The following is a 17,807-nucleotide window of genomic DNA, read 5'->3' as shown; positions in this document are numbered from 1 at the left end:
TCCGCGCTGTCTCCCTGCGCGCTAGGCGTGCCTCGGGCTGTTTTCCCTCGAAGCGTCGGAAGTGTCAGCGGAGTCGGCAGCGTCGGCTACCCCGGCGACTTCGGCCTGGACTTCCTTGAGGGCCTCCGTGTGGCCGCCAAGCTGCTCGAGTTCGTGGGCGAGTTCCGCGAGCTCGGCGCCGCCGGCCATCTGGGCGGTGAGTTCGTCCAGGGTGATGTCCTTCTTGTCGTAGTAGCCGATCGACTTGCCGCGCTTGAGCAGCAGGAACCGGTCACCCACAGGGAAGGCATGGTGCGGGTTGTGCGTGATGAAAATGACGCCCAGGCCCCGGTCGCGGGCCTGCAGGATGTAGCGGAGCACGACGCCGGACTGCTTGACACCCAGCGCGGCCGTCGGTTCGTCCAGGATCAGGACCTTCGCCCCGAAATACACGGCCCTCGCGATCGCCACACACTGGCGTTCACCGCCGGAGAGCTGGCCGATGGGTTGTTCCACATCGCGCAGGTCGATGCCCATCGCGGCCAGTTCCTTGAGCGTGATGTCCTTCATCTTCTGGACATCCATGGACTTGAACGGCCCGAACCCGGTGGTCAGTTCCGAGCCGAGGAAGAAGTTCCGCCAGATCGGCATCAACGGGACCACGGCCAGGTCCTGGTACACGGTGGCAATGCCGACGTCGAGGGCGTCCCTGGGCGAGTTGAACTTCCGCTCCTCGCCCATGATGTGCAGCACGCCTTCATCATGCTGGTGCAAGCCCGCGATGATCTTGATCAGGGTGGACTTGCCCGCACCGTTGTCGCCCAGGACACAGGTGACGCGGCCGTTGTCCACGGCCATGGTCACATCGCGCAAGGCGATGATGTTCCCGTAGTGCTTTCCGATCTTGTCCAGTGACAGCAGGTGCACGGGGGTGTGGGTCAGCGGATCCTTTTCATCCTTGAGCAGGGTCTGCTGGTCGATCTGTTTGGCATTCATTGGTCCGCCCCTTTACTTGAGCTCTGCGCGGCGTTTGACGATGAGGTTCACGATGGTGGCCAGCAGCAGCATCAGGCCCAGGAAGAACTTGAACCAGTCCGGGTTCCACTGCGCGTACACGATGCCCTTGTTGGCCATGCCGAAGATGAACGCACCGATCGCCCCGCCCACCGCCGAACCGTAACCGCCCGTCAGCAGGCAGCCGCCGATCACCGCGGCGATGATGTAGAGGAACTCGTTGCCCACGCCTTCACCGGACTGCACGGCGTCGAAGGCAAAGAGGTTGTGCATGCCCAGGATCCAGCCGCAGAAACCGACCGCCATGAACAATCCGATCTTGGTCTTGGTCACCGGCACACCCACCGCACGGGCAGCGTTCGCGTCACCACCGACGGCGAAGATCCAGTTGCCCACCTTGGTGCGGAGCAGCACCCAGGACGCAATGGCAACGAGGATGATCCAGAAGAACACCGTGATCTTGACCTCGACGCCGCCGATGCTGATGGACGAGGCGAATACCGCGTGGGCGGAATCGAATCCGTCCAGCTTGGAGATAGACGGGGAGGACACGGACCCGCCGATGAGGCGGGTCAGGGCCAGGTTCAGGCCCGTGAGCATGAGGAACGTCGCCAGGGTGACGATGAAGCTGGGAAGTTTCGTCTTGACGAGGATCCAGCCGTTGATAAAGCCGATGCCGAGCGAAACGACGAGCGCCAGCACGACGCCGACCCACGCGTTCAGCGAGAAGTTCCAGCTGAACAAGGAGGCCGTCAGGGCCGAGGAAATCACGGCCACGCCGGTGGAGAGGTCGAACTCACCGCCGATCATCAACAGCGACACCCCTACCGCCATGATCCCGATCGTCGAGGAACCATACAGCACGGTCGCGAGCGCGTTCGGCTGCGTGAACGTCTGGGACACCGACGCGAAGAAGATGAAGAGGACAACGGCCCCCACGAGGGCGCCGACTTCGGGCCTGCCCAGAAACTTCTGGACCGGGCTACGGCGTCCGATCCGCTCATCGCCGGGGGCCGAAGCTGGTGCCGGCGGCAGGGTTGCTGTGTTTGCCATAGGAAGAACTCCTTGTTGGTCAGGCCGCGCAGCGGGTCACCCGCCGCGCGGCCAGAATCCTGGATCTAGCGGACGCCCTGCTGGGCGAATTTGAGGACGTCGGAAGCGTTGGACTTGTCCACGATGGTGGGACCGGTCAGGACAGGCTGGCCGCCACCGAGCTTGAAACCTCCGCGCTTGGCCTGCCACAGGGAGTCAACGGACATGTAGCCCTGGAGCCACGGCTGCTGGTCCACGGTGAAGATCACAGAGCCGTCCACGATTTTCTGCGCGAGGTCTGCATTCAGGTCGAAGCTGGCCACCTTTGCAGAGCTGCTGGCGTCCGTGACGGACTTGAGGAGCGTGAGGGTGATCGGCGCACCCAAGCCGATGATGACATCTGCATCCTTGGCTGCCTGGAGCTTCGCGGTGGCGGTGGACTGGACCGCGGTCATGTCCTTGCCGTCGACGTACAGGATCTCAGTTCCGGGCACCTTCGCCTTGACGCCGGCACACCGTGCTTCGAGGCCGACGTGGCCCTGCTGCTGGATCACGCAGACCGGGTGCTTGAAGCTCTGTGCCGCGAGCCTGGTTCCGACCGCCTCGCCGGCGAGCTTCTCATTCGAACCGAAGTGGGTGAAGGCCCCGAGCTGTGCCGAGACGCCCTCGCCAGCGTTGAGGCTCACCACCGGGATGCCGGCATCGGTGGCCTTCTTGAGGACGTCCTTGAGGGCGTCCGGGGTGGCGAGGGTGACAGCAATACCGTCAACCTTCTGGTCGATAGCCTGCTGGACGAGCTGGGCCTGGCGCCCAGCTTCGGGGTCGCTTGTGTAGAGGAGTTCAACATTGTCCTTCGCGGACGCTTCCTCAGCGCCCTTGCGGACGATGTCCCAGAACGTGTCGCCCGCTGCAGCGTGGGTGATGAGGGCGACTTTCATGCGCGGAGTGCTTACGGCTTGTCCGCCGCCGGCGGCGTTACCGCTGTCAGCCGGCTTCCCGCCCGTGCTGGAACAAGCGCTGAGAGCCATCATCGGTACGACGGCCGCTACGAGTGCCGCCTTCCGCCAGGAAAACTTCTTCACGATTTATCTCCTTTGATTGGGGTTGTGGCCCTGCCACTCTGCAGGAGCTCAAAGCCCTCTACACAGATCATGGTGACTAGGCTCACAGATGTCAATACTTTGTCCTGACATTAGGATGTTTTTACGTGAGATGGTCATATGATCTCCTTTGAACACCGTTGAATCGGGACTAACGTGCCGCGCGGGCCGTCGTCGAGCGGACAACCAAGGCCGGATCGATCAAGGTCTGCTGGGGACTCATGGCAGGATCCTGAATCCTGGCGAGCAGCCTGTGCGCAACATCAATCCCGACAAGGTCGCTGCGGTTGTCGATGGAGGTGATGTCCAGGTACCTCGACTTGGCCAGCGGCGAGTTGTCATAGCCGATCACCGAAATATCGCCGGGCACGTCCAGACCGCGCGCCTTGAGGGCAGCGAATGCACCCACGGCCATGGTGTCGTTCGCTGAGAAGATCGCCGTCGTGTCCGGATGGTGGTCCAGAAGCCAGGAGGCGGCAATGTAACCGTCCTCCTCCGAGGTGCCTTTGGACTCGGCAACCAGAAGTTCGACGCCGGCCGCCTGGACCTGCCGCCGGAAACCGGCGCGCCGGTGGGCTGACGCACCGTCGGACCCTGAGAGATGGCCGATGCGGGTATGGCCGAGCCCCAACAAGTGGTCAGCAGCCATGCCGCCCCCGCCGTCATCGTCGTTCGTTATGAGATCAGCGCCTGCCGGCACCCCCATGCGCCACCCGGCCACCACCGTAGGGACCCACGTCCGGGCCAGCATGGACTCGCTCGGTTCCGCGGCAATGACAAGCGCATCAACATGCATCGCAAGCAGTCCGTCGGCGGCTTCCTTGATGCGGTTCTCGCCGGGCTGGGAGTCGGCCAGCAGGACGTGATAACCGAGCTCCGAGAGAACCGACTCCATGCCCCTGAGGAGATCGACGAACCAGAGGTTCCTGTAGTCGTCAATCAGCAGGCCAATGCTCTTGGTCCGATTGCTCGCAAGCGTGGTCGCGGCCCGGCTGGGGCGGTAGCCGAGCTCCGACATCGCCGCCTGGACGGCTTCACGGCGCTTGTCACTGACCCTTTCCGGCGACTGGAGGACCAAGGACACCAACGACGGCGAGACGCCGGCGTGTTTGGCAACGTCATAGATGGTCGGGCGGCGGGTTTTGGGACGTGTCGCACTCACGATTGGGAACCTTTCCACTCTGTTGTCAAGGGTATTCGCGGGACATTGACAGGACATACTCACATGATTAGGCTTTGAGTCCAGTGCTAAATTGTAGCGCTCCAAAATGCCGCAAGGGGTGTTCGGCACCCAGGCTTAATTTCGAAGGAGAAATCAATGGCTGAGAGCCTAGGGGTCGCCGTCATCGGCGCAGGAATGGCCGGCAAGGCGCACGCGGCGGCATACCGCACGGCGTCCGCCCTTTACAGCCCCGTGCTTCCGCCGGTGCGCCTCGTATCCATCGGCGATGTGAACGCAGAGTTCGGGTCCCTCGCTGCCCGACGTTTTGGCTACGAACGCAATGACACCTCGTGGCAGGCGATCGCAGAAGCAGACGATATCGACGTCGTGAGCGTCGTCATCGCGAATTCCCTCCACCGCGAGGTGGTCGAGGGACTCCTGGCCGCAGGCAAGCACGTCCTGTGCGAGAAGCCGCTGAGCGACTCCCTCGAGGATGCCCGCGCCATGGCGGACGCAGCGAACAACGCTTCCAGCATCGCGCGCATTGGCTTCACGTTCCGCCGCACGCCTGGAATCGCCTACATCCGCGACTTGATCCGGACCGGCGTCCTCGGCAAGGTGCTGCACTTCAGCGGCCGCTACTGGACCGACTACGGGTTTAGCCCTTCGGCTCCCATGAGCTGGCGCTACAAGGGCGGCCCCGGCTCGGGTGCACTGGCCGACGTCGGAAGCCACTTGGCCTACGTCTCCGAGTTCCTCTGCGGCGACATCAAGTCCATCAGCGGCGGGCGCCTGAGCACCGTGATCGGCAAGCGCCCACTGCCACTCGCAGCCGTCATGGGCCACGACCACGCTGCGGTGAGCGACACCTTCGAGGCCGTCGAGAATGACGACTACGCGGCTTTCAACGCAGAGTTCGAAAACGGCGCCGGCAGCTTTGAAGTCTCCCGCGTCGCGGCCGGCCACGCCAACAGCCTCAACTTCGAAGTGTTCTGCGAGAACGGTGCGGCCAAGTTCGACCAGCGCCGTCCCTCCGAAATCCAGCTGTTCCTTAACGATGGCTCCGGCAACGAGAACGGCTACCGCCAGGTCATCCTCGGCCCGGGCCACCCCTACATCGCCGGCGGCCTCGCCATGGACGCCCCCGAAGTTGGCTTCGGGCAGAACGATGCCTTCGGCTACCAGGCCCGCGCGTTCCTCGAAGAGGTTGCCGGCCTTCCGGAATCCGGCTCCCTCCCCCGCTGCGCCACATTCGACGAGGGCGTGCGCAACATGGAACTGCTCGGCGCGGTCACGGAATCCGCGCTCAACAACGGAAAGACGATCACGCTATGAAACTCGGCGTCTACAACGCAATCCTGCACGACCGGCCGCTTCCCGGGGCCCTCAAGGTCATTGCTGACCTGGGCCTCACGGGAATCGAAATCAACACCGGCGGATTCCTGCCAGCCTTGCACGTCCCCACCTTCGACGACATCCTGGTATCGGATGCCGCGCGAGACGACTATCTGGGCATCTTCGAGGGCACTGGCGTCGCCATTGCAGGCCTGAACTGCAACGGCAACCCCCTGCACCCGAAGCGCGAGATCGGCCAGAAACATGCCGAGGACATCCGCCGCTCCATCCGGCTCGCGGAACGCCTTGGGCAGAACCGGGTGGTGACGATGTCCGGCCTGCCCGGTGGGGAGTCTGGAGCCACCGTGACGAACTGGATCGTCAACGCGTGGAATTCGGCGGCTTTGGATGTGTTGGATTACCAATGGGACATCGCCGCGAAGTTCTGGCGCGAGACCGACCGCCTGGCCGCTGACCATGGCGTGAAGGTAGCCCTCGAGCTGCACCCGCAGAACATCGTGTTCAACACAGCCGACGTGCACAAACTCATCGAACTCACCGGCGCCACGCACGTAGGCGTCGAGTTGGACGCTTCGCACTTGTTCTGGCAGCAGATGGATCCGGTTGCCGTGGTCCGCGAACTCGGGCCTCTGGTTTTCCAGGCCGCTGCGAAAGATGTACGCGTGAACACCTCGAATGCCGCTCTTTACGGCGTTCTCGACAACAGCTTCCGTCGCCTCTCGCCGGAAGAAAACCGGACCAACCTCGGTGGCGACGAATGGGCCAATGAGTGGCCCAAGAACTCGGCCTGGGACTTCGTTGCCCTGGGCCGTGGGCACGACACCGCCTACTGGACCGAGTTCCTGCGTGCGCTTCACGAGGTGGACCCCGGCATGCTCGTCAACATCGAACACGAAGATACCTCCCTCGGCAGGATCGAAGGGCTCGAGGTGGCAGCCAAGGTCCTGCGCGACGCTGACGCTGCGCTTTCGGCGTCGCTGAACGTGACGGCTTAGGAACTCACCTCAACAGCCAGCACCAACGAGGGCCCCATCCGCTTCGGATGGGGCCCTCTGTTGGCCCTGAAGGCTTTCCATTCCCGCCCTTGGTATGCTGGATGATGAATCCATAAAATAGTCAAGCAAAGGCTTGTGCTGACGAGCAGGGAGGAAGTCATGGAAGAGTTCGCGGATTTCCGGGCACCGCTGTACGAGGTGAAGGCCAACCTGTTCAAGGGGCTGGCCCACCCGGTCAGGATCCGTGTACTGGAGCTGCTGTCGGCGGCGCCCGAGGTGTCAGTGACAGAGCTCCTGGCCGCAACGGGTCTGGAAGCCTCGCACTTGTCCCAGCATCTGTCGGTGCTGCGCCGATATCACCTCGTCAAGGGAGAGCGGCGGGCGCTGCAGATGTTCTACACCCTGGCGTACCCACAGGTCGCGGAACTCCTCTCCGTGGCGAGACTGCTGCTCAACGACATGCTGCACACCACCCGGGCGCAGCTTGAGTTCTCAGAAGCGACTGCACCCGCGTCAGCCGCAGCGGCCAGCACCCGGTGAAGGCCTTGGTCGCGGCCCGGGCCTTCCTGCCCGGGCGGCAGGACTACGCGCTGTTGCCGCGTACCTGGAAAGGAGACCTGGTCGCCGGGGTCACCGTCGGCATCGTCGCGCTGCCCCTGGCTCTGGCGTTCGGTGTCAGCTCCGGCGCGGGTGCGGCCAGCGGACTGATCACCGCCGTGATCGCCGGCGTGATCGCGGCCGTCTTCGGTGGTTCCAATATCCAGGTCTCCGGACCCACCGGCGCCATGGTCGTGGTCCTGGGCCCGGTCATCGCCGCCCACGGGCTCGGTGCACTGGCCGCAGTCTCGGTCCTTGCCGGGGTGATAGTGGTTGCCGCGGGGCTACTCAAACTCGGGCGGGTCGTGACGCTCCTGCCCTGGCCGGTGATCGAGGGCTTCACCGTCGGAATCGCCGTCATCATCTTCCTGCAGCAGGTCCCTGCCGCGTTCGGCGCCAAGCCGGGGCCCAGCAGCAACGCCGTCGTCTCGGCCATCCAGGCCCTTGCCACGGCGTCCCCAACCTCGATTCTCGCCCCGTTCGCCGTGGTGGCTCTGGTGGCGGTGATCATGGTTGCCGCGCCGCGCATCCACCCCCGGATCCCGGGATCGCTCATCGCGATCGTCATCGCCAGTGTGGCCGTGCAGTTCCTCGACCTGCCCGTGGCCCGGATCGGGTCCCTGCCCGATTCCCTGCCGGCCCCGGTGATGCCCTCCCTGGACCTGACGACGATCACCGCGCTGGCCGGGTCAGCGGCCACGATCGCGGCCCTGGCCGCGATCGAGTCGCTCCTCTCGGCACGGGTCGGAGCGTCGATCTCCGATACCGGCCCCTACGACGCGGACCGCGAACTCCTGGGCCAGGGCCTTGCGTCGGTCGCGTCCGGATTCTTCGGCGGCATGCCCGCCACAGGTGCCATTGCCCGCACCGCGGTAAACATCCGCTCGGGCGGCCGGACACGCCTCGCCGCCATCACCCATGCGCTGGTCCTGCTGGCCGTGGTGTACCTGGCCACCGGCCCGGTTTCCCGCATCCCCCTTGCCGCACTGGCCGGGGTGCTGATGGTCACCGCGACACGCATGGTCTCCCTCAAGACGCTGCGCAGCGTAATCGGATCAACCCGCGCCGACACGGTCGTGTTCTTCGTCACCGCGCTGATCACCGTGTCCTTCGACCTGATCCAGGCCGTGGAAATCGGGATCGCAGTCGCCGCCTTCTTCGCCCTGCGTGCCCTGGTCCGGTCCAGCGGCGTGCACCGGGAGGAAATCCCCGGCCCGGTCCACGAAGGGGACGAGCACATCGCCGTGTTCCGGCTCGACGGAGCCCTGTTCTTCGCCGCCGCAGAACGCGTCCTGGAGCGGGTCAGCGCCATCCGGAACGTCGACGTCGTGATCATCCGCATGTCACAACTGCAGATCCTGGACGCAACCGGGGCCAGAACCATCACAGACATCGTCCAGGCCCTGGAACGCCGCGGAATCACCGTGCTGATCAAAGGGATCCAAGACCGCCACCTTCGACTCGTCACCCAGGTGGGGGTCCTGGACTCCCTTCGCCACCACAAACACCTCTTCACCGAACTAGCCCCCGCCGTGGAACACGCCCGAAGCCACGTCGCCCGCGCCTCCACCGCACGCACCGCCCACGGCCGGAGCACGGAGTCAGCTCCAGCCACAACCGACCCCACCGACAGCTCACCCTTGAAAGAAAACTAATGCCTTCCTTGAACGAAACCAGCGCCCGAATCCGGGCCGCCCACCTGCTCGTGCGGTCCAGCGAAGAGTGGGACACCCTCTCCAAAGGGTTACTCCGGGCCTACGAACTCAAAGACAATGACAAGATCGAAATGCTCCGCGAATCCTTCCTTGCCACCTGGAGGTCGGTCATCCGCAACCTCCTCACCGACACGCTGAACGCCGTCGACATTACTGTCACACAAGCCGTTCACCCTTGGGGCATCGCCACCCTGGAAACCGCCGCGCACACCTGCGAACCGCTCTTGAGCTCCGCTGAAGAACCCCTCGCATTTCCCACGACCACCACCGTTTACGGCAGGCCGCGCCTGCTCAGCTTCGAGGAGGTTATGGCCGGATACAACACCTGCCTGATCTCACTGATCAAATAGCTGTGGCGATCTAGAGAAATCGCCACCATTTGCCTTACCGCAACTACTGGACCTTGGCGATGTACTTGCCCATGGTTTCCAGCTGGTAGCGGGACACCTCGTTGGCGTTGTCGTCCTCGGCGAAAACGCTGGACACCATGACAGTGTTGTCCTTGTCCAGGAAGCCGATTTCCTTGAGTCCGCCGAAGAACTCGTCCCAGTTGACGTCGCCGTCGCCGATCTTGAGGTGCTGGTGCACGCGTACGGCGTTGCCGGGCGGGTTGGTGATGTAGCGCAGGCCGTGGGAGGCGTGGTGGTCCATGGTGTCGGACACGTGGACCAGGCGCAACTTGTCCCCCGCGGCCCGCATGATGTCGAGTGGCTTGTTGCCCATGTGGAAGGTGTGCGAGGCAACGTAGACCATGCCGATATTGGGCGAGTTCACGCCACGGATGACGCGGAGCGCGGCGAGCCCATCCTCCACGAAGTCGTCCGGGTGCGGGTCGATGAGGACGTCGAGTCCCTCTCGCTCGATGATCGGAAGGAGCTCCTCCATGGAGCGGTAGAAGGCCCTTTCGGACTCCTCGGCCTTTTCCGGCCGCCCGCTGAATTCGGTGTTCATGGTGTGCACGCCAAGATCAACGGTGATCTGGATGGCACGCTTCCAGTAGCGTACGGCGGCTTCGCGGGCGTCCTCATCGGGCCCGGACCAACGCAGCACGGGAAGCACCGAGGCGATCTCGACGTCGGCGGCCTTGCAGGCCTTCTTCAACTGGCCTACGAGCTCGTCGTCGGCCTTGGGATGGTTGAAGAACGGGATGAAGTCCGCGTGCGGCGTCAGCTGGAGGTATCTGTAGCCGAGATCCGCGGCGAGCCGCGGAAATTCCAGCAGGCTGTGGCTGTGGTGGAACGGGGTGGGATCGAGGGCAATCTTCATGGTCACTCCTTTGTGGTGATTCTGCGAAAAAGGGTGGCTGGCCGCTGTACTGCCGGCTGGCCACCCTTCCTCGGGATCGCAGAGACGTTACTTGTACAGATCGGGTTTGGTGTTGAGATTTACGGCGACCTTTTCGCCCGACTTCTGGGCCTCGACGCCTGCTTCGCAGCAAGCAGCGGTGGCGTAACCATCCCAGGCGGTGGGACCGCCGATTTCGCCGCGACGGGCGGCATCCACCCAAGCCTGGACCTCGACGTCGTACGCGGCACCGAAGCGCTCTTCGAAACCGGGCGTGACCTTCCCGCCCCAGCGGCCGGCGCTGCGGACGTAAGGACCGCCGTCGCCGCCGATGCTGACGATACCGTCCTCGAAAGCTGCCTGGGTCGCAACTTCATAACCGAACTTTGCGTTGACGTAGATTTCGACGTCGGCCAGAACACCGGACTCGGTCTCGATCAGGACGTGTTGGGGATCGTGCTGGCCGTTCGGGGCGTTGCGCGTTGCCTTGCCCAGACGGACCTGGACCGAGGTGATTTCCTCGCCGGTGAAGAAGCGGATGGCATCGAATTCGTGGACCACGGAATCGTTGATGAGCATCTCGTTGGTGAAACCCGGCGGGGTGTTCGGGTTGCGGTGCTGGTGGTGCAGCATGAGCAGCTCGCCGAGTTCATGGTCGCGGATCACGGAGCCCAGGGCGGCGTATTCGGCGTCGAAGCGGCGCATGAAGCCCACCTGGATGCGCTTCTGGCCGAGCGCCGTTTCCGCCTGGACAACTTTCCAGGCACTCTCGGCATCCGGGGTAAGCGGCTTTTCGCAGAGGATGGGGAAATCTTTCTCCAGCGCCTTGTAGAGGATTTCCTCGTGCAGGAATCCCGGGGTGGCAATCAGCACGGCATTGACGTCGCCGTTGTTGAGGGCTTCCTCGGCACTGGCGAGGGCCACGGCGCCGTCGATCCCCGCGATTGCGGCCTGTGCGCGGGAGAGGTCGACGTCGACGACGGCGGCCACTTCGGCGCCGTGGATCCGGGTGCTGAGCCGCTTGATGTGGTCGGCGCCCATGCGGCCTGCGCCGATGACGGCCACGCGGAGAATGTCAGTCAATGTTCTGTCCTTAGTTGTCAGTGCCTGCGAGTTTAAGGGGTGTTCTGTGCTACTGGACGGTGGTGCGGGAGCCGCACGAGAGCAGGTAGTTGCGGGTGCGCTTGGCGATGGGCATGGGGACGTCGAAGGCCACGGGGTACATGTCCTGCTCCACAATGCCAAAGATCGGGCGGTTGAGTCCTTCAACGGCCTCGATGACGGCGCGCAGGTCCGGGAGACCGCTCGGCGGTTCGGTCATGACACCGGCCAGGTTGGCTGCGGCCCAGGTCATGTTCTCCTCATTGACTTGTCTCAGGACATCCGGGTTGATCTGCTTCAGGTGCAGGTAGCCGATGCGGTCCGGGTAGTTCTTGATCAGTTCAAGGCTGGACGCGCCGCAATATTCGGCGTGTCCAGTGTCCAGGCAAAGGTTCAGGTATTGCGGATCGGTCTCGGCGAGCAGGTGCTCGATGTCGGCTTGGGCACCAACGTGGGAATCTGCGTGCGAGTGGAACTGCTGCTTCAAGCCGAAGTCCTCCAGCAGCACCTTGCCCATGCGGTTGTGGCCTGCGAAAAGATCGCCCCACTGCTCTTGCGACAGTTCGCCGCTCTCTACAGCCTCGCCCGTGACGTCATCGCGCCACATGGCCGGAATGACCACGATGTGCTCGCCGCCCATGGCCGCCGTCAACTCGGCGACTTTGCGGGCCGGTTCCCAGGCCTCCTCGTACTGTGCGGCGCCGCGGTGGAAGGCGGTGAAGACCGTTCCCGCCGTGACCTTGAGGTCGCGCTGCTTGAGCTCCTCGGCGAGGCGGGTGGGGTCGTTCGGCAAGTAGCCATAGGGGCCAAGTTCGATCCATTTGTAGCCAGACTCAGCCACTTCGTCCAGGAAACGCTCCCACGGGGTCTGCTTGGGGTCATCCGCGAACCAGACGCCCCAGGAGTCCGGGGCTGTGCCAACGATGAGTTTGTTCTCGGTCATTGCGGTCTCCTCAGTTGGAGGGGAAGTTGTAGGAGGCGCCGGAGGCGTGGGTGGGTTCGGGCCAGCGGGACGTTACTACCTTGCCACGAGTGTAGAAGGACACGCCTTCCGGACCGTAGATGTGCTTGTCGCCGAACAGCGAGGCCTTCCAGCCCCCGAAGGAATGGTAGGCCACGGGCACCGGCAGGGGCACGTTGATGCCCACCATACCAACCGTGACGGAGCGCTGGAATTTGCGTGCGTTCGCGCCGGAGGAGGTGAAGATCGCTGTGCCGTTGCCGTAGGGGTTGGAGTTGATGAGCCTGATGCCTTCGTCCAGGTCCTCCACCCGCACCACTACCAGGACGGGTCCGAAGATTTCCTCGGTGTAGGCGGTCATTTCGGTCTTGACGTGGTCGATGACGGTGGGGCCAACCCAGAAACCTTCTTCGTGGCCGGGGACCACGAGGTCGCGGCCGTCCACGACCATAGCCGCTCCCGCGGCTTCGGCTTCGGTGACGATCCGCACGATGCGTTCCTTGGAGGCCGGGGTGATGACCGGTCCCATTTCGGCGTCGGGCTCGGTGCCGTTCTTGACCTTCACGGCCAGGGCGCGCTCTTCGACTTTCTTGACCAGCAGCTCGGCGGCCTCGCCGACGGCGACCGCAACAGAGATGGCCATGCACCGCTCGCCCGCGGAACCGAACGCAGCCGCGGCCAGGTGGTCGGCGGCGTTGTCCAGGTCGGCGTCGGGCATGATGATCGCGTGGTTCTTCGCTCCGCCCAGGGCCTGGACCCGCTTGCCGTGCGCGGTGGCGGTTTCGTGGACGTACTTGGCGATCGGGGTGGAGCCGACGAAGGAGATGCCGTCCACGTCCGGGTGCGTCAGGAGGCCGTCCACGGTTTCCTTGTCGCCGTGCAGGACCTGGAACACGCCGTCGGGCAGGCCGGCCTGCTTCCAGAGCTTGGCCAGGAGCATGGACGCGGAGGGGTCCCGTTCGGAGGGCTTGAGGATGAACGCGTTGCCGGTGGCGATCGCCATGGGTGCCATCCACAGCGGCACCATGACCGGGAAGTTGAACGGCGTGATGCCGGCGACGACGCCGAGCGGCTCGCGGAAGGAGAACACGTCGATGCCGGTGGAGACCTGGTCCGAGTAGTCGCCCTTGAGCAGCTGCGGGATGCCGCAGGCGAATTCGATGACTTCCAGGCCGCGGCCGATCTCGCCCTTCGCGTCGGAAATGACCTTGCCGTGCTCTGCCGTGATCAGGGCTGCGAGTTCGTCCACGTGGGAGGCGACGAGCTCGCGGAACTTGAACAGGACCGCGGTGCGCTTGGCCAGGGAGAAATCGCCCCACTTTTCGCTCGCGGCCTTGGCGGCGGCGACCGTGGCGTCTAGATCGGCCCGGTTCGCCAGGCGCAGCGTTGCGGATACGGCACCGGTGGCCGGGTTGTAGACCGGCTGGCTGCGATCGCCTGCGCCGGCGGTTTCAACACCGTTGATGAAATGCTTGATGGTGGTCAGGGTGGTCGTCGTCGACATGTGCGGACTTCCTTGTCTGTAGCTTGAAGAGGTCTGTTGCTTGGGGGGTCTAGCCGAGCAGCTTGCGCTGGCGGTTCTTGTGGTCTGTGTACGTTATGTAGGCCTGCTGCGTGGACTCGAGTTCGGAGACCTGCGAGACGGGAACGTCCCACCAGGATTCGGAACTCGGAGCGTCCAGCAGGGGATCCGATTCGAGGTGGATGACGATCGGTCCGCTGTCTTCCGGTGCCGCTTTCGCGTCCCGGATGGCCTGTTCCAGCTCGGCGATGACCTTCTCGCCCGGCTCGATCCGGATGACCTTGGCCCCGAGGCTTTCGGCGTTAAGGGCAAGATCGATGGGCAGGTTCGCTCCGGCGTCGAAGGAGTGCTGTTCCTTGTCCAAGACCCGGTACTGCGTGCCGAAGCGTTGCGAGCCCAGGGACTCCGAGAGCGAGCCGATGGAGGCGTAGCCGTGGTTCTGGATCAGGACCACGATCAGCTTGATGCGTTCGGCGACGGCGGTGACCAGTTCGGTGTGCATCATCAGGTAGGAGCCGTCCCCCACCATGACCACGACGTCGCGATCCGTGCCGCCCGCTGCTGCCTCGGCCAGGGCGGCACGCTTGACACCTAGGCCGCCAGGGATCTCGTAGCCCATGCAGGAGTAGGCGTACTCCACGTGGTAGCCGAAGGGATCCCGGACGCGCCACATCTTGTGCAGGTCGCCGGGCAGGGAACCGGCGGCGCAGATGACAACGTCCTGCTCATCCATTGCCCGGTTGGTGGCGCCGATGATCTCGTTCTGCGCGGGCAGCGGCGTGTGCCGGGTGTCGAAGGCTTCGTCTACGATCGCGTTCCAGCGTTTCTTTTCCGCCGCGATCTTCTGCTCCAGGTCCGCGCCCACACGGTATCCGCCGAGCGCCTGGTTCAGCTTGACCAGGGCCTTGCGGGCGTCGGCCACGATCGGCAGTGTGGTGCCGTGCTTGTAGGCATCGATCGCGGCCACGTTGATGTTAATGAACTTGACGTCGGGGTTCTGGAAGGCAGTGCGCGACGCCGTCGTGAAGTCCTCGTAACGGGTACCGATGCCGATGATCAAGTCAGCCTCGGCAGCGATGGCGTTCGCCGCCGTCGTGCCCGTGGAGCCAACGGCTCCGAGTGAGAACTGGTGGTCCCACGGCAGGACGCCGACGCCGGCCTGGGTGTTGCCCACCGGGATGCCGGTCAGTTCGGCGAACTTGGCGAGTTCCTCGTTGGCGAAGGCGTAGAGGACGCCGCCGCCGGCGATGATGAGCGGACGCTTGGCGGCACGGATGGCCTCAGCGGCGCGGCGGATGTCGTCGTCGTCGGCTTCGGGGCGGCGGATACGCCATTCACGCTCGGCGAGGAATTCTTCGGGTACGTCCAATGCCTCGGCCTGGACGTCCTGCGGCAGCGAAATAGTCACCGCGCCGGTCTCGGCCGGGTCGGTCAGGACGCGCAAGCCGTGGTGAAACGCGGAAAACAACTGCTCCGGACGGGACACCCGGTCGAAGAACTTGGACAGCGGGCGGAAGGCATCGTTGACCGTGATGTCGTAGGCGTAGGGCAGCTCGAGCTGCTGCAGCACCGGGTCAGACGCACGGGTGGCGAAGGTATCGCTCGGCAGGAGCAATACCGGCAGCCGGTTGGTGGTGGCCAGCGCCGCACCGGTCAACAGGTTCGAGGAACCAGGGCCGATCGAGGTGCTGATCGCGAAGGTCTGGCGCCGGCGCGTGTGCCGGGCGTAGCCAACGGCCTGGTGCGACTGGGCTTGCTCGTTGCGGCCTTGGTAATACGGCATGATGCTCGGATCGAACTGCTGGTACTGCTTGAGGGCCTGGCCCACACCGGCGACGTTGCCGTGGCCGAAGATCCCGAAGGTTCCCGGAATCAGGCGTTCCCGGTACTCACTTCCGCCCACGGAATCGACCGTGTACTGCTTGGACAGGAACTCGACAACCGCCTGGGCGACCGTCATTCTGCGCGTTGACATATTTTTCCCCATGGGTCTATTCCGATACTTTCGCAGGTGACTTCAGCAGCGAGGCGGCAGTAGCCACGGCGCCGGCGACGTCTCCGTCCTGCGGATACAAAAGGGTCCGCCCCACAGTCAAGCCTTGGACCCCTGGCAAGGCAAGCGCGGCCTGCCAACTGGCGAAGACCTCATCCTGGCCTGCGTCGGGATCCCCGCCGAGGAGGACTGTGGGCAGCGTGGTAGCGGCCATGACGCGTTCCATCTCGGCCACGACGGGAAGCTTCATCCAGGTGTAGGCGCTCGTGGAGCCCAGGCCCTGCGCGATCGCCACGGACTTGATGACGGCGTCCGGCGAGAGGTCGTTGCGGACCTTGCCGTTTGCCTCACGGACGGACAGGAACGGCTCCACCATGGCAATCAGCTTGCGCGCCGCGAGGGAGTCCACGGCCTTGGCGGTGGCTTCCAGGATCGACGCCGTATCCGGGTCCCCTAGGCAGATCCGGGTGAGCATCTTGCCGCCATCGGCGCCGAGCGCGTCCAGGGCAGCCGCCGTGTGGCCCGTGAAACGGTCGTCGATTTCGTTGACCAGTCCGGCGAGGCCGCCGCGGTTCATTGAACCGAAGACGAGCTTGCCTTCGAGGGCACCAAGCAGGAGCAGATCGTCCATGATGTCCGGGGACGCCAGGACGCCATCGACGGCGGGATTCGCCAAGGCGATCTGCAGCCGGTCCAGCAGGGTCCGGCGGTCCGCCATGGCCACCGGGTCGGAGCCGACGCTGAGGGCGCCGCGGGCCGGGTGGTCGGCTGCGACGATGAAGTTCTGGGTCCCATACTTCAGTCCCGGGTGGCGGCGACGTGCGGCGGCAGCGCGAGCAACGGCGTCGGGATCTTCAAGCCGGAGCGCGCTCAGGTGCTCGTAACGGCGGGGATCATCATTGAAGCTCAACGTGTTGCTCCTTCGGAAACTGCTGCGTGGGAAGCTGCAGTATTCGGGCCGGCCGGGGTCAGTCGGCCGCGTTCGGCGAGCAACGAGGTGACTTCCTCCGGCGTCGGCATGGCGTCCGCGCAAGAAAGCCGGGAGGCGACAATCGCGCCGGCAGCGTTGGCGTAGTCCAAGACCTGGGCCAAAGGCCAGCCGGACAACAGCCCGTGGCAGAAAGCGCCGCCGAAGGAATCGCCCGCGCCCAGGCCATTGACGGTCTCCACGGGGACCGGCGCGGAGACCACACGTTCGGTGCGGGTCTTGGCCATGACGCCTTCGGGGCCGAGCTTGACGACGGCGATCTCGACGCCCGCGGCCAGCAGGCGATCGGCCTGCTCGTCCGGGGTTCCCTCGCCCACGGCGACGGCACATTCCTTGTCATTGCCGATGGCCACCGTGACGTGGGGCAGGATCTTGGCGACCTCTGCCCGGGCCTCGTCCTCGGAAGCCCAGAACATGGGCCGGTAGTCCAGGTCCAAGATGGTGTACTGGCCCTCGCTCAGACCGGTGCGCGTCCGGGCCTCGTGTGCTGCGAGGTGGGCGGAGCGGCTGGGTTCCTGGCAGAGGCCGGTCACGGTGGACCAGAAGATGCCGGCGTTCTTGATGGCGTCCAGGTCCAGTTCCTCGGCCTTGATCTGCAGGTCCGGTGCCGTCGGGAAACGGCCGTAGAAGTACAACGGGAAGTCGTGCGGGGGCTGGATCGCACAGAAGGTGGCCGGCGTTTGAAGGCCCGGCACCGGGGTGACGAACGTGTCGTCGACCTTGAACTTGCGCAGCTCGCGGTGCAGGTAGATGCCGAAAGGGTCGTCGCCCGTACGCGTGATGACGCCGCTGCGGCGGCCGTGGCGGGCGGCAGCGACGGCCACGTTGGACGGCGAGCCGCCAAGATACTTGCCGAAGGATTGCACGTCCTCCAGTCCCACACCGATGTCGTTCGGGTAGATATCAACGCTGATGCGCCCGATGGTGAGCAGTTCGTGGGTCACGGTGATCGCGGACCTTTCTGTAGTGAACTCTTCTTGCGGGACGGTGAGAGCTCCGGTGCTTTTG

At 64.5% G+C, this 17,807-nt stretch carries 16 protein-coding genes; 5 read left to right on the top strand and 11 right to left on the bottom strand.

The genetic code is table 11. From position 1 onward, the window contains the following. Positions 1-21 precede the first annotated feature (21 nt). The 4 genes from LFT43_RS04255 to LFT43_RS04240 form a co-directional block, all read right to left on the bottom strand. A complete protein-coding gene (locus LFT43_RS04255) occupies positions 22-975 on the bottom strand; it encodes an ATP-binding cassette domain-containing protein (RefSeq protein WP_395801302.1) in 954 nt (317 codons plus the stop codon). 12 nt (positions 976-987) lie between these two features. Then, the gene (locus tag LFT43_RS04250) at positions 988-2,046 is read right to left on the bottom strand and encodes an ABC transporter permease (RefSeq protein WP_395801301.1); all 1,059 of its coding nucleotides are present in this window, start codon (positions 2,044-2,046) and stop codon (positions 988-990) included. A 65-nt stretch (positions 2,047-2,111) separates the two neighbouring features. Next, on the bottom strand, positions 2,112-3,107 hold the full coding sequence (locus tag LFT43_RS04245; protein ID WP_395801300.1) for a substrate-binding domain-containing protein: 996 nt from the start codon (positions 3,105-3,107) through the stop codon (positions 2,112-2,114). A gap of 169 nt (positions 3,108-3,276) precedes the next feature. Beyond that, a complete protein-coding gene (locus tag LFT43_RS04240; RefSeq protein WP_395802886.1) occupies positions 3,277-4,344 on the bottom strand; it encodes a LacI family DNA-binding transcriptional regulator in 1,068 nt (355 codons plus the stop codon). Positions 4,345-4,443: 99 nt separating this feature from the next. Between LFT43_RS04240 and LFT43_RS04235 the strand changes: the two genes are divergently transcribed. From LFT43_RS04235 to LFT43_RS04215, 5 genes are all read left to right on the top strand, one after another. Next, positions 4,444-5,622 (top strand): Gfo/Idh/MocA family protein, encoded by a 1,179-nt coding sequence (locus LFT43_RS04235; protein ID WP_395801299.1) that lies wholly within the window; start codon positions 4,444-4,446, stop codon positions 5,620-5,622. Further along, on the top strand, positions 5,619-6,638 hold the full coding sequence (locus tag LFT43_RS04230) for a sugar phosphate isomerase/epimerase family protein (RefSeq protein WP_395801298.1): 1,020 nt from the start codon (positions 5,619-5,621) through the stop codon (positions 6,636-6,638). Before LFT43_RS04235 ends, LFT43_RS04230 begins: the two co-directional genes overlap by 4 nt. Positions 6,639-6,797: 159 nt before the next feature. After that, a complete protein-coding gene (locus tag LFT43_RS04225) occupies positions 6,798-7,178 on the top strand; it encodes an ArsR/SmtB family transcription factor (protein WP_395801297.1) in 381 nt (126 codons plus the stop codon). Then, entirely contained in the window at positions 7,175-8,890 is a 1,716-nt protein-coding gene (locus LFT43_RS04220; protein ID WP_395801296.1) for a SulP family inorganic anion transporter, read from the top strand. The genes LFT43_RS04225 and LFT43_RS04220 overlap by 4 nt, the downstream gene beginning before the upstream one ends. Continuing rightward, positions 8,890-9,300: a hypothetical protein gene (locus tag LFT43_RS04215; protein ID WP_395801295.1), complete on the top strand. Its 411-nt coding sequence runs from the start codon at positions 8,890-8,892 to the stop codon at positions 9,298-9,300. Before LFT43_RS04220 ends, LFT43_RS04215 begins: the two co-directional genes overlap by 1 nt. Positions 9,301-9,343: 43 nt before the next feature. Here the strand turns inward: LFT43_RS04215 and LFT43_RS04210 are convergent, their stop codons facing one another. The 7 genes from LFT43_RS04210 to iolC all read right to left on the bottom strand — a co-directional run bounded on the left by LFT43_RS04210 (position 9,344) and on the right by iolC (position 17,743). Continuing rightward, positions 9,344-10,216 carry a sugar phosphate isomerase/epimerase family protein gene (locus tag LFT43_RS04210; RefSeq protein ID WP_395801294.1) on the bottom strand — a complete coding sequence of 291 codons (873 nt, stop codon included), beginning with the start codon at positions 10,214-10,216 and terminating at the stop codon, positions 9,344-9,346. Positions 10,217-10,303: 87 nt separating this feature from the next. After that, positions 10,304-11,317: a Gfo/Idh/MocA family protein gene (locus LFT43_RS04205; protein WP_395801293.1), complete on the bottom strand. Its 1,014-nt coding sequence runs from the start codon at positions 11,315-11,317 to the stop codon at positions 10,304-10,306. Between the two features lie 49 nt (positions 11,318-11,366). Beyond that, complete coding sequence (locus tag LFT43_RS04200; protein WP_395801292.1) at positions 11,367-12,278, bottom strand: sugar phosphate isomerase/epimerase family protein; 912 nt, start codon at positions 12,276-12,278, stop codon at positions 11,367-11,369. 10 nt (positions 12,279-12,288) lie between these two features. Further along, positions 12,289-13,800, bottom strand: a complete 1,512-nt coding sequence (locus LFT43_RS04195) for a CoA-acylating methylmalonate-semialdehyde dehydrogenase (protein WP_395801291.1) — start codon at positions 13,798-13,800, stop codon at positions 12,289-12,291. Positions 13,801-13,849: 49 nt separating this feature from the next. Beyond that, positions 13,850-15,778 carry a 3D-(3,5/4)-trihydroxycyclohexane-1,2-dione acylhydrolase (decyclizing) gene (iolD, locus tag LFT43_RS04190; protein ID WP_395802884.1) on the bottom strand — a complete coding sequence of 643 codons (1,929 nt, stop codon included), beginning with the start codon at positions 15,776-15,778 and terminating at the stop codon, positions 13,850-13,852. 31 nt (positions 15,779-15,809) lie between these two features. Then, on the bottom strand, positions 15,810-16,721 hold the full coding sequence (locus LFT43_RS04185) for a deoxyribose-phosphate aldolase (RefSeq protein WP_395801290.1): 912 nt from the start codon (positions 16,719-16,721) through the stop codon (positions 15,810-15,812). Further along, positions 16,718-17,743 (bottom strand): 5-dehydro-2-deoxygluconokinase, encoded by a 1,026-nt coding sequence (gene iolC / locus LFT43_RS04180; protein ID WP_395801289.1) that lies wholly within the window; start codon positions 17,741-17,743, stop codon positions 16,718-16,720. Before iolC ends, LFT43_RS04185 begins: the two co-directional genes overlap by 4 nt. Between the last annotated feature and the right edge of the window lie 64 nt (positions 17,744-17,807).

Origin of the sequence: Arthrobacter sp. FW306-04-A (assembly GCF_044358315.1) — a bacterium.
In the GTDB taxonomy this organism is placed as follows: Bacteria; Actinomycetota; Actinomycetes; order Actinomycetales; family Micrococcaceae; genus Arthrobacter.
This window is presented reverse-complemented; position numbering and strand designations above follow the sequence as displayed.